General features: G+C 42.5%; 16 protein-coding genes. 6 read left to right on the top strand and 10 right to left on the bottom strand.

The genetic code is table 11. The features are described 5' to 3' along the window. Positions 1–903 precede the first annotated feature (903 nt). The 9 genes from H5647_RS16610 to H5647_RS16645 form a co-directional block, all read right to left on the bottom strand. Positions 904–1,398 (bottom strand): hypothetical protein, encoded by a 495-nt coding sequence (locus H5647_RS16610; RefSeq protein ID WP_162926423.1) that lies wholly within the window; start codon positions 1,396–1,398, stop codon positions 904–906. 93 nt (positions 1,399–1,491) lie between these two features. Next, positions 1,492–1,950 (bottom strand): hypothetical protein, encoded by a 459-nt coding sequence (locus H5647_RS16615; RefSeq protein WP_045860141.1) that lies wholly within the window; start codon positions 1,948–1,950, stop codon positions 1,492–1,494. Positions 1,951–2,072: 122 nt separating this feature from the next. After that, positions 2,073–2,369 (bottom strand): hypothetical protein, encoded by a 297-nt coding sequence (locus H5647_RS16620; RefSeq protein WP_045858627.1) that lies wholly within the window; start codon positions 2,367–2,369, stop codon positions 2,073–2,075. Positions 2,370–2,894: 525 nt separating this feature from the next. Beyond that, positions 2,895–3,476 carry a hypothetical protein gene (locus tag H5647_RS16625; RefSeq protein WP_162926424.1) on the bottom strand — a complete coding sequence of 194 codons (582 nt, stop codon included), beginning with the start codon at positions 3,474–3,476 and terminating at the stop codon, positions 2,895–2,897. Positions 3,477–4,465: 989 nt separating this feature from the next. Beyond that, on the bottom strand, positions 4,466–4,771 hold the full coding sequence (locus tag H5647_RS16630; RefSeq protein ID WP_045856761.1) for a hypothetical protein: 306 nt from the start codon (positions 4,769–4,771) through the stop codon (positions 4,466–4,468). A gap of 143 nt (positions 4,772–4,914) precedes the next feature. After that, positions 4,915–5,226 (bottom strand): hypothetical protein, encoded by a 312-nt coding sequence (locus tag H5647_RS16635; RefSeq protein WP_045860146.1) that lies wholly within the window; start codon positions 5,224–5,226, stop codon positions 4,915–4,917. Positions 5,227–5,369: 143 nt separating this feature from the next. After that, positions 5,370–5,729: a GFA family protein gene (locus H5647_RS22575; RefSeq protein ID WP_456243500.1), complete on the bottom strand. Its 360-nt coding sequence runs from the start codon at positions 5,727–5,729 to the stop codon at positions 5,370–5,372. 81 nt (positions 5,730–5,810) lie between these two features. Continuing rightward, positions 5,811–6,671: an alpha/beta hydrolase gene (locus tag H5647_RS16640; RefSeq protein WP_045859123.1), complete on the bottom strand. Its 861-nt coding sequence runs from the start codon at positions 6,669–6,671 to the stop codon at positions 5,811–5,813. Between the two features lie 117 nt (positions 6,672–6,788). Next, a complete protein-coding gene (locus tag H5647_RS16645; protein ID WP_045860149.1) occupies positions 6,789–7,136 on the bottom strand; it encodes a hypothetical protein in 348 nt (115 codons plus the stop codon). A gap of 278 nt (positions 7,137–7,414) precedes the next feature. On the opposite strand from H5647_RS16645, the gene H5647_RS16650 reads away from it, so the two are divergent. Beyond that, on the top strand, positions 7,415–8,410 hold the full coding sequence (locus H5647_RS16650) for an integron integrase (protein ID WP_045860151.1): 996 nt from the start codon (positions 7,415–7,417) through the stop codon (positions 8,408–8,410). A 31-nt stretch (positions 8,411–8,441) separates the two neighbouring features. Here the strand turns inward: H5647_RS16650 and H5647_RS16655 are convergent, their stop codons facing one another. After that, positions 8,442–8,690, bottom strand: a complete 249-nt coding sequence (locus H5647_RS16655; protein WP_200911596.1) for a hypothetical protein — start codon at positions 8,688–8,690, stop codon at positions 8,442–8,444. A 107-nt stretch (positions 8,691–8,797) separates the two neighbouring features. Between H5647_RS16655 and H5647_RS16660 the strand changes: the two genes are divergently transcribed. From H5647_RS16660 to H5647_RS16680, 5 genes are all read left to right on the top strand, one after another. Continuing rightward, complete coding sequence (locus H5647_RS16660) at positions 8,798–9,145, top strand: helix-turn-helix domain-containing protein (protein WP_052692277.1); 348 nt, start codon at positions 8,798–8,800, stop codon at positions 9,143–9,145. Further along, positions 9,142–10,446 (top strand): type II toxin-antitoxin system HipA family toxin, encoded by a 1,305-nt coding sequence (locus H5647_RS16665; protein WP_045860157.1) that lies wholly within the window; start codon positions 9,142–9,144, stop codon positions 10,444–10,446. Before H5647_RS16660 ends, H5647_RS16665 begins: the two co-directional genes overlap by 4 nt. A gap of 245 nt (positions 10,447–10,691) precedes the next feature. Continuing rightward, positions 10,692–10,910 carry a hypothetical protein gene (locus tag H5647_RS16670; RefSeq protein WP_045860159.1) on the top strand — a complete coding sequence of 73 codons (219 nt, stop codon included), beginning with the start codon at positions 10,692–10,694 and terminating at the stop codon, positions 10,908–10,910. Then, positions 10,903–11,097: a hypothetical protein gene (locus tag H5647_RS16675; RefSeq protein ID WP_045860161.1), complete on the top strand. Its 195-nt coding sequence runs from the start codon at positions 10,903–10,905 to the stop codon at positions 11,095–11,097. The genes H5647_RS16670 and H5647_RS16675 overlap by 8 nt, the downstream gene beginning before the upstream one ends. Before the next feature lie 263 nt (positions 11,098–11,360). Next, positions 11,361–12,203: an Arm DNA-binding domain-containing protein gene (locus tag H5647_RS16680; RefSeq protein WP_268871362.1), complete on the top strand. Its 843-nt coding sequence runs from the start codon at positions 11,361–11,363 to the stop codon at positions 12,201–12,203. Positions 12,204–12,206 lie beyond the last annotated feature (3 nt).

Consider the following 12,206-nt stretch of genomic DNA (forward strand, 5'->3'; position numbering starts at 1 on the left):
CTCTAAGAAGAACGACCGGTAAACTTTACATCACTACCCCGCTCTGCTTTTTTCTTCATTAAAACTACCCGCTCGAAAATAACACTTTTTACGAGTTACTAAAATATGCTTGCAACCAGTAAAACTTAAAATACTAAAACAGACTTTTAGAGTGGTTTGCACGGTTTAATGCTGGTAGAGCTAAACGAACTGTTTCGTTATGAAACTAGCATAATATTTAAAACCACTACACAGCTAAAAATGTAAGTTTAAAACTGAAATCTTCACGCCGTATAAATAGTATGTTGCCGAGCTATTTAACGCCGCCATATGCGGCAAATTTGGAGTTGTTTTTTTGTGCTAGCGTAGCGTTAAAGCACAAAACAAACAACGGAAAATTTGTCCAGCCAGCTTGCTGGCGCAGCATGATGGCCTTGTTAAATGGCGATACACCAAACAACACCAACACTGCGTTGCGGAACGCAAATGGAGCTTTGCTACCAAAGTGGCGAACAACGCTACATGAACACCCGTAAACGCTAAACCTGAAAACCCTAAGAAGAACGACCGGTAAACTTTACACCACTACCCCGCTCTGCTTTTTTCTTCATTAAAACTACCCGCTCGAAAATAACACTTTTTACGAGTTACTAAAATATGCTTGCAACCAGTAAAACTTAAAATACTAAAACAGACTTTTAGAGTGGTTTGCACGGTTTAATGCTGGTAGAGCTAAACGAACTGTTTCGTTATGAAACTAGCATTATATTTAAAACCACTACACAGCTAAAAATGTAAGTTTAAAACTGAAATCTTCACGCCGTATAAATAGTATGTTGCCGAGCTATTTAACGCCTTTGGAAGGGGCTGCGTTGTGGCGAAGCCACGCTTTTAGCAGTCCCGCTTGCCAAACTTGTTAGGGCTTTAGTCGGCATATAGGTTAACTTTAATAGCATTAATAATATTACCCTTTGCTTGAAACTCAATACAATTGGCGGCACCGCAATAATTTAGAGTACCTTCATGCGGAGAAACAGGTAGTTTGGATAGCACACTTAGGCTTTGGCCAATTGCAATACCATTGGAAAGAACCCAGTTGCTTGAGCTTATAGTTATTTGAGTTACATGGGCTTTTTTAGTCTCTGTTTGCTCAACAATGGCACAAACCTCAAGGCCGGGGAACCTATAAGTTACAGATTTCAACGGATTGGCAGCATGCCCTACAGAATACTCTTCTTCAGTAGATTCGATAAGTTTACCAAGCTCGATAATCTTACCTTCTGTTGCTGGGCTACCAAAAGGAAATGCCTCGTATATCCAGCTATCAAATTCCTCATACTTTTGCATTTCAGCTAAATCAATATCCGCATAGAGGTTACACGAACATAGCATTGTAATTAAAAGTATCGCTGATCTCATGGTGGCCCTAACGCCGCCATAAATTGCGGCTTTGTAGTTGGTTGTTTTGTGGTAGCGTAGCGTTAAACCACAAAACAAGCGACGGAAAAGCCGTCAATTTAATGGCCTTGTTAGTGCATGCCCGCGATGTGCGATAAACCAGAACAATACACCCGCACCAATACCTGTTAATGAATAAAATATTAGCCTAGCAGCCAAGTAAATATAGCCGGCCAAGGTACGTTTACCCTCAATAATAAGGTCGATACCATGCTGGCGCACAGTGATGAAACTACCTTCGCTACCTAAGCTAGATAGCCATCCAAATAAATCTAACGACAAAGCCGGAAGCACACCTAGAATAGCGAAATGCCACCATTTTAACCATTGCTTCCATAGCATGACCCCATAGATTGGAAGCGCTACAAATACCGTAATTAGGTACGAAAAAAAAGCTACTAACGGTAAAGCTTGTAAAAATTTATCGATACCTAAAACAAAAATACTTAGCAAAACTATTGGCACTATAGGCGAGACGATAAAAGCTAAAATAGACCGAGATATTTGATTCATGGTTTTAAGCACTAACGCCGAGCTCACCGGCGCATATTGCGGAGAGCGTTTTTATGTAAAATGGAGCACCGCGACATACATAAAAACGAGCGTAGCAATATGCGTCCGAGTGCAGCGATTTGTTACATTTTTAGCTCGATATTGTACTCCGCATAGCAGCCAACAAACGAGAAACTATTACTTTCCTTATTGTAGCTACCAAGTTTCTTGTAATTTACCGACAAATTAGCTGCATTAAAGAATTCTTTGCTTCCAATAACTGTTGTCGATACCCAACCAATATAATCTATTCTGGTGAAGCTCAAGGCAACTTGTATTTTACCACTTGTAAGTGTGCCACTTACATATTTATGCTCTTTGTAATACTCAGGAACCGATATAAACAATTCGATCTTTTCATTATTTGAAGACCACTCCATTCGTTGTGGGATCTCCAAATCATCACATGACAATGAGCAATTTGAAAAGAGCAGTATTAACAGTGAAATATGTTTTTTCATGGGTAAATGTAACGCCTTTAGCATGTGCGCCCGCCTTTTGGGCGTCGCATGGCTAAACTTGTTAAGGGCAGCACTGTATTAGCTAATTGTGCTGGACTTAGCCCGGCACAAACAAATGCGAAGCACTGCCCTTGATTATTAGTTGACGACAAAACGGAACACAGGGAACGGATGGATTGAGATGGATACAACACGCTAAACCCTCCATTGGAGCCACGTTGACGCGGTCTTTATTACAAGCCACTTTACCGGTTAAACACACGGACTGAAAGAGGCGGACGATCACTGCTAACTCGTTGGTGGAAAACCCTAAAACCACGAACAGCCTTTAACGCCTATAGCACCTGCACAAATTGTGACGCGCCTTTTTGGTAAAATGTGAGCAACGCGAACACCAAAAAGGCGCGTTGCAATTTGTGTCAGGTGGCTATACTTGTTAGGCATTTATATTGAATTCCAGTAGGTTTTTGATGGAACGAAGCCCTTCTCAGTATTTAGCTTAGCCTTATAGTCAATTTTAATTAGTTTCTCAATGCCTTCGAGATTGATGTAGCTAAAACTAAAAACATAATCTTTGTTTATCTCAATATCGCTAATCCACGGTGTAATTAATATATCTCTTACTGTGTTTAAGCCCCCCATATTCTTTAGGTGGCCATAGGTTTCGTATTTATCAATATCTTTGTACCATGAGTCGCGAAGGACAAGGTTCTCTGGTTTAAGTAAAAGTAAATTAGCTTGACTCTCATCACGTAATGATACCGACGTAATCGTGAACGGAGAATCTTTGTGCTTAATATTTGCTGAGACATGAATCAATATGCGTGGTGGAAAAGCATATTCTCGACTATGCAGATTTTCGTTAGCTTCACGAGATATGAGCGTGCCCTCAGTCAATACGATAATGTTTAGGTCTCCATCCGAAAAATTTGATTGAACCGGCTGTAGCTCTTCGGATTTGAAATCAATTTTGGTGCATGCAGATACCAAGAGAATTAGCGCCACAAACCCCATTATTCGAAACACTGAACTCTCTCCTTGTGGGTTGCCTAACGCCCAAATAATTCGCCGGAGCGAGATGGCTGCTTTTTTGCTCCGCAAAAAAGAAGACAGCTTGCGGAGGTCGAATTGATTTGTTTGTTATGGCTATGTACTTGAACCAACATTATTAACCTTGTGATTGGCAAAAACTAGAAGCAAGAGCACCAGTAAGCTCACTATTGTACCTAAACTTGAAACTAGATAGCTTGGAGCGATTAAATCTCCATACATCCTATCACCCGGCCTGACAGAACCAGAAACAAGCATGTAAGAAATCATCGCAGACTGAATGAAAAATAGCAGAGTTGGAATTACAGCGATATAAATTAGAATTCTTTTCCCCAAGCTCACTCTCCTATCGTTTAACCTTAGCCATAACGCCGAGCTCACCGGCGCATATTGCGGAGAGCGTTTTTATGTAAAATGGAGCACCGCGACATACATAAAAACGAGCGTAGCAATATGCGTCCGTGTGCAGCGATTTGTTACTTGTACCAAACACCTACTCACTTTTAACTACGCTGCTACGCCAATTGCTGTATTTTTTTAAAAAGCCTGAAGCTTTGGTTAGACCCAACTATAACCGTGGGATAGCCAAAACAGAAGGCATAAAATTGACCCAAAACAACAAGTGATTATGGCAACCAACAGAAAGGAACAACCGGGAGGAATAAGCCGCAAACTCCCTTTGCCAGGTAAAGCTTGGTTGCGCTTTTTGCAACGAAGCTTTACCGGATTACCAAATCTACCTTTTACGAAGCACGTTGTAAGCGACCAAAGGTGGCTTACCTAAACTTGATGGAGGGTAACGAATTTAGGAACACCCTACTGAAACTTAACTACACACCAAACTTTTTTTAATAGACAAGTAACGCCGCTGTATGAGGCATTTTTTGTGTAGTGGAGTTTTGGGGTATAGTGGCGAAGCCACCCCAAAACGAAGCGAAGCAAAAAATGTCCTTATGACAGCTTTGTTATGTGTTGGGGTAATATACAAGAGAGCTACCTTCGCGAAGCGCTTCTTCGTAAAAACCCGAAAACCCTTGATACATTTGAGTATTAAGTGATTCTACGCTCATTCGCTTCCCATCAACACTTTCCAAATCTACAAATCCAAAACGGCCGATTTCATTTCTTGCTGATAATGTATCAATTTCAGCGGATTCTTGAGCAATAAAGATCAAACAGCTATGCGTATGCCCTGCGACTGGTGCATGGTAGTCATAGTCTGACCCCCCAGAATAAGTACCGCGAAACTTATAGATAAAAACTTTCTTCATTATTAGCTACACATAACGCCGTTAGCAACGGCCGTAGTGTAGGTGTTTGTGTTGTGCTAGCGTCAGCGTTAAAGCACATAAACAAACACCGGAACGGAGGTCCAGCCCGTTTACGGGCGAGGTTGGCTAACTTGGTTATGTTTTTACTTATATAGGCCAAATAGAGGGTAAAAAAACACTTCCCAATAGCAAAGCATTATTCCAAATGCAATTACCCAACCAATAAACCAACCATCCAACTCCGAGTTTTTAATTATTTCTAATTGAAAGGTGTCCACGTACAAAAACCATTCATTCCCTTCTTGTATCTCAGTACGAGTGTTCATCACTGCATGCCGTCGCCACGAATCGTATTCTATTGCCCACCATCCGGGTGACTTAGGAATCAGATCGGTGGCCACATAGAAGCTAAATAAGCACGCAGCAATGAGCGATAATAGGCTACCTCGCTCCACCTAGACCTCTCCTTTATTCAGCCGCAAACATAACGCCTTTGTAACGGGCATTTTTTGTGAAGTGGAGTTTTGCGGTAAAGTGGCGAAGCCACCGCAAAACGGAGCGTAATAAAAAATGTCCTGTTGACAAACTTGTTATGCATTTATAGCTCTTGTGCCCCATTAAAATATCTAATTGGTACGTCTGATACTTGCTGCCTAGCCAAACCAAAATTTATGGCAGTTTTTGGATTGGGTTGTCCTGTTTTAGTTTCATAATGAGTGACACAACCGCAATGACCACAGCGAATAAAATCAAGTTCATGATCACCCCAGGAATATGCCTCTACGCCCCTCTTCCCAATTTCGATTTTGGGCTCATCTGGTTGGTAGTAGCCCCAAAGGCTCATGTATCTGCTACAGATAGAGCAATTGCACTGAGTTACTTGATCAGGTTTCGAGACTTCAATTTTTACGTTACCGCAGTGACAAGTTAACTCCATGTTCAATTTCTCATGTTGCATAACGCCCGTGTATGCGGACGGAGTGGAAGCGCGAAGCGCTGGAATGGAGTTCCGACATGACACGCTTGTTAGCCTCTGTTTTTAGCCCTTTGGTATTGCTTTTTTTAAGCCGTCTGTTAAAAGCAGAGAAAACACACTAAAATGTGTTTCTCCATCCAATACATAGGCGTTAAACGTTAATCCCTTATATTGCCTATTTTTAAGTATTTTTTCGAAAAGCAAGACATCATCAACCATGCTTTTATGGTTGTTTTTATTTTCTTCGCTACCAATATACATAAAGACAGTTGCATTCATCGCTTTGTTCTTTTTTGCATACGCCTCTTCTAGACGGAAAATAGCTCCTTCGTCATACCATAATGACGGACTACCTATAATATATTTCTGAAATAGTTCTGGTTTAACCAAAAGGGTGTAAGCTCCCAAAAGCCCTCCAAAAGAGTGGCCTATATAGATTTTATTATCCACATCAATACGGTATTTTTGAGATATTAAAGGAAAAACCTCCTTCTCCAAAAACTCCAAGTACTGGAATGCTTTACCCGAATATTTTTGAGCTTCTAAGGAATGTGCTCCTTTTTCACCTGGAGCGAAAGTTGGCGTGTAATCTCTAGTCCGACTAATTTCGGAAGAACTCCCTTTTGAATATGATATACCTACTAGAATGAGATCTTCAATATCTCTGCCTCCCATAAGGCCAACTACACCACTAGCGATAGGAAAAGAAAATCCAGTATCACTTAAAATTGCAACGGGATAATTTTTTTTCGTCTGTGAATAGTTACGAGGTAGCTTTATATATAATTCATAATCTTGTTTATTAATACCTGAACTGATTGTTACTATTTCCGTACCACTTATTCTATATTCCGAAATTTCCTCAGCCTTAATGGTGAGTGATAACATAGATAATATAAGTGCATAAATATAACGTAATAACATTAATTTTTTGATTCCTTTAGGGAAGCTAACGCCCAAATATGGGGCCGTAGTGGAGGAGCGAAGCGACGGAACGGAGGTCCCAGCAGCTTTGCTGCGCCATGATTTGTTTGTTATGTTTTAATCGAACTCCCATAGTTCCTGCTCGGTTAGATCAATGATTGTTCCACCCTGAATTTTGAAACCCTCTGAATAGCTAGTTGAAGATCCAAACAAGTGATATTTGGTTGCCTCAACGATTACGTTTAACGTGCCATCCTGATCCATTTCACTATAAATAACCAAAGGATATTTTTTGCCAAAAACATCGTATTCTTTTTTCAATGGCTCTTTTTCATAAACCTTTAACTCTGCTTCAGGCTTTGACTTAAGCGAATCCCTCAAACGGATTAAATCAGATTTTATTAGATCAATTGTTTCCATACCTGCCTTAAACATAACAGTTGTATCTACGACATAAGGCGTCATATCCCCATGTCGGTATATTTATTTTCGATAACGCAACAAATTACTCGCAACGCCCCGTCCCGTCAAGGTCTCAGAGGAGAACGGTTTACGACGCCAGCCGTGATATGGAACCTTATGTCGGTATATTAAGATAATTTTGCGCCGCTAACCCATTGATTTCAATAGGAAATATATTTAAGTCCCTTGTATTGAGGACATAACAGCAAAACTACTGCTGGAAAACGTGCGACCACGACTGTAAGCTGTATATATAAACAGCAGTATGAGCGCAATTTACCATGGATGATATACGACCAAACCTACCGCAAAAACCCGTTAGATTTATGGATCAACTGCGGAGCCATATTCGCAGTAAGCAGCTCGCCTACAGCACTGAAAAAACCTATTGCAGCTGGATTAAACATTTCATTCATTTTCACAATAGAGCTCACCCCAAAGATCTTGGCGCTGAGCAGGTCGACGCCTTTTTGAGTTATCTTGCAGTTGACCGTAATGTTTCCGTCAACACTCAGAAAACCGCACTTAATGCTTTGGTCTTTATGTACCATCAATTTTTTAATATTCAATTGGGCACGCTTCAGTTTGTTCCGAGCGTCACGCCACAAACGTTGCCTACAGTTTTTAGCCATCGTGAGGCAATGGCGGTTATTAATCAGTTGCAGGGCGTTTACAAATTGGCGGCATTGCTTATGTATGGCTCTGGCCTACGCGTAATGGAATGTGCTCGATTAAGAATTCAAGACGTAGACTTCGAAAATAATTGTATCGTCGTTAGGGAGGGTAAAGGAAGAAAATGGCGTAGAACAATATTACCTGAAGTCAGTCTAGATACTCTTAAAGTACAAATACAATATGCTTTGGCATTACATAATAAGGATATCGGCGAAGGCTTTGGCGAAGTCTATCTTCCCGATGCTTTAGAAAAGAAATACCCGTGTGCAGCGCGCAACCCCGCATGGCAATATGTTTTTCCTGCAAAGAATACAGCCGTTGATCCTCGTGGAGGGACCATTAGGCGTCATCACATTGGTGAAAAACAAATACAGAGAAAAGTTAAACTCGCGATCCAGGCGGCCCATGTTTATAAAAAATCAGGGTGCCATACTTTTCGTCATTCATTTGCAACACAACTTTTACAAAGTGGCGCTGACATTCGAAATATTCAGGAATTAATGGGGCATTCAGATTTGTCGACTACCCAAATATATACGCATGTTATTGGTGTTCATGAACGAGGGCTGTGCAGCCCCGTTGATAAAACCATTTACGAGTAAGGTATGACGGTAAAAAATGTAAACTCCGGCATTAACATGGGTGTCCGATTATTTGATTATTTTTTGATGTATTAACAAACTGAATAACGACTGCATCAATGCCCTCATGGTAACGAGCGATACTATAATACCCCGGTAACAAGCCGGTATGCCCATACACATAGACAGAGGAGTAAATAGCCTGTTCATATTCATCTAGCAATGAACCATCGTTTAATGCCCTCAAGAATATACCCACATCCTCTGCTGTAGCCATCATTCCGAAATCAGTATGCTTCAAATCGGCAAAGCCAACCAGAACACCTTAAAGCAACTTATATATTGCCAATATGCAAAAAAGAAACTAATATGTTTCTTATAGATAAATAGCAACATATGAGTTTCATCGTGAATTCACTACTCGAACAGATCAAAAAACGCCGTATAGTACTGGCACTCAAGCAGCACGATATGCTGTTGCGCGTCGGTATATCGCGCCAACAATATCAGCGACTGGAATCCAAAGGAAATCCTCGGCTCGATACCCTTGAGTTAATCGCCAAGGGGCTTAAGAGCGAGTTGCTGCTTATCCCCCAAGAAAAGCTAAATGCTGTGCTGGCTGTATTGGCCGACGAGGCTTTGTCACCCACTGGGTCATCAACTGGGGCGCCAACCAAGCCAAGCCAGACGGGCAAAGAAAAGAATAAGTCTCTAACCGATGATCCATGGCAAGGGTTGCTGGGAGAAAACGAATGAGCACAGATACAAATGATGAAGTGAATGTATTACAGCTCTCCATTCACGGCGTTTTGATCGGCTATCTCGCAGGGTTTAAGAATGGCCGCAATGTATTGAGCATTGCAGATACGTTTAAAAACAATCCTGAACGTCCGGCATTCAGCCTGATTACGCACCCCAAGTTTCCGAATGCGGACAAGCTCATGGCCGAGCCATGGGCACGGAATCAACGATTGCATCCTGTACTTTCAAACTTACTGCCAGAGGGCTCATTACGTGAGCTGATCGCACAAGGCCTGAAGGTGCACGTTGATAATGAATTTCACATTCTCTCGTACCTTGGCGAAGATTTGCCGGGGGCTATCGAAGCCACGCCGATGGAGCCTGAAGATGTTCCCGACCATTTATTAGACAGGGTATTGAACACGCATGGAAAAGCCAAGGCCGTAAAATTCGACAAAGATGCTCTCCATAAAAAGGGAAGAGAAAATAAGTTTTCCTTGGCTGGCGTGCAAATGAAGTTTTCCATGAAGGAAAAGGATGGGCGCTATAATTTGTCCAAGGGTGATGTGCTGGGTGACTGGATCATCAAAACGCCCTCAACCAAGCATAAGTTCGTACCACTGAACGAATATACGGCCATGTCGCTGGCGGGGCTCGTTGGCGTTGATATCCCTGAGATCAAACTTGTCGAGCTGGATAAGCTCGATAACCTGCCACAAATTAACTTACCCGATGAGAAGCAAGCCTTTGCCATCAAGCGATTTGATCGTGAAGACGATCAACGTATTCACATGGAAGACTTCGCACAAATTCTGGCGAAGTACCCGCACGAAAAATACACTTCGGCTAATTACGAGAATATCGGCAAAGTCATTTATGGCTTTTCTGGCGACGGGCTTGCCGACGCTCAACAGTTCGCAAGGCGATTACTGGTGAATATTCTCTTGGCCAATGGCGATGCACATCTCAAGAACTGGAGCTTTCTATACCCCGATAAGATCACGCCACGGCTGTCTCCTGCTTACGATATCGTCACAACCAACGTCTATATCGAAAACGAAACCCAGTACGCGCTCAATCTTGGTAAAACGAAGGAGTGGTATACAGTCACCATGGCGCACTTTCAGTCATGGGCTGATAAGTCAGGTATTCCATGGCGAGCAATAAAGCCACATTTGGATGATACGCTGAGTAAGGCAAGGGAGCTTTGGCCTGAAGCACTCAAAGCACTACCGATGGAGGATGCCCACAAAGATGGGCTTAGAACGCATTGGGGTAAGCTTCAGGAAGACTTTAAGATTGATACCACAAAATAAACGGCCTCTCAGTTAACGAATAATTCAGATACACAGCGTATGCTATTAGTAGCTGCGTGGCTTAATTCTGAGAAAGCGACTATCTGTTAACAGCAGGCGCGTAACTAATTTTCAAACATGGGTGCAAGGAAGCGATGCAGCATATGGCTGTTACCGCTTCCTTTGAAAAGGAAAGCCCCATGGATCAGATATTAAATGGCAAAAGCATTAAGGCGGACTTTTAAGCGCAGGTAACAGCGGCGCTTATGATTCAGAGCAATGCACTTATCCCTCTCAAGCTTGCCGCTCGCCTATGCGGTATTCCCAAACAAGAAATACTAGGGCGCATTGACTGCGGCACTTTCCCAAAACCCAGAACACTATCTTTAACAGGCAAACGCATTCGTGAAGCGTTCTACCTGAAAGATTTGCATGAATGGATTAAATGCCCGCACCTCTATCACCAGAGAGGGTTGCATGAGTGATCAATTAAGCTTGTCGCAAATAAAAAAGGCTTATCATCAAGCTGCAAAAATTGTAGCGCGATATGGCGATAAATATTTACCGATTTTCGAACGACTGGAAAAAGAATACCACGAGAGAAAAGATAAAATCGAAACGCTAAAACGTGCTATAAAAATTGCTGAAAAACACACAGGATTCGAACCTTGAGCGTTAACATGGGTGTCCGATTATTTGTCGTCTGATTATTTTGGTCTGTAGAAAGCGCCCCACTTCGGCCACAAGCCCTTACCCTTGCCTAAGCACGGGTGTGCAGCTTTCAATATAGTGCAGTAAGCCATTCTATCGGCATGGCTTTGCCTGACAAGCTGCTACTGAACAATGCCGGCTCTAAACAATTACCCATGCCTGCTTAAGGGTTTGCCCGCGCGGCACGGTTTAGATGGTGCTGTATAAACAAACAATAAAAAGTGGTGCCAACGCGGGAGGCCATTTGGCAAAATGGCGTAGAAAGGCGCGGCGGTAAGTTGCGCATTTATTTTAATTACAATGGCGAGAAATGCCGCGAGCCGCTGGGGCTGGGGCTGGGCAATACTCCAGAAAACGTAACCTACGCCCAAAATGTAGTGGCTACAGTTCAGCACAAAATTAAGCCGTGCACGTTCGACTATTCCAAGCACTTCCCTGAATCTTCCCGGCTGGCCGAACTTACGTTTGGGCGCTATGCGGATATTTGGTTGTGCATTAAAAAAGACAAGTCAGTGGCTTGGCGTATGTGGGTTAGGAGCGCTGGGCACGTAATTATATGCGAGCCAAATGGGGGGGAATGGTGGGCTAATCATTTAAACGCGGCTGTGGTTCGATATCACGGCCCCAGCCAATGCCGACACACGTTTATTAGCCAAATGCTAACGATAGGAATACCCATAAATGGGATAATTGCCCACGTGGCCCACACTTCTGAAGCAATGCTTCGCAAACATTACGGCCGATTTATTCGTGAAGACCAGCCGGTGAGCGTTGCAGAATTAGCCAATAAGCCGTTGGGGTTTGGCTCGATATCGTCACCAGAAGTATTTTGGAGCACGGAATACGTTGCCCATATTGCCGCACCAACAACATGCTCAGGCACGGCGAACACCCATAACAATACATTACTGGCAGCGCCAAAAACGTGCCCCTCTATACTCTCATTTTCGGGTGACATAGCCTTTCCTTTTGCAGAGCAAAAAAAAGGCTACCTCTCGGTAGCCTTTTTTCACTTTCAGACCCAAAACAGTCCCATTCTAGTTCCGTTTCAATCCATTATGCCCTGAAAG

The sequence above is a fragment of the Teredinibacter purpureus genome (assembly GCF_014217335.1).
Classification (GTDB): Bacteria; Pseudomonadota; Gammaproteobacteria; order Pseudomonadales; family Cellvibrionaceae; genus Teredinibacter; species Teredinibacter purpureus.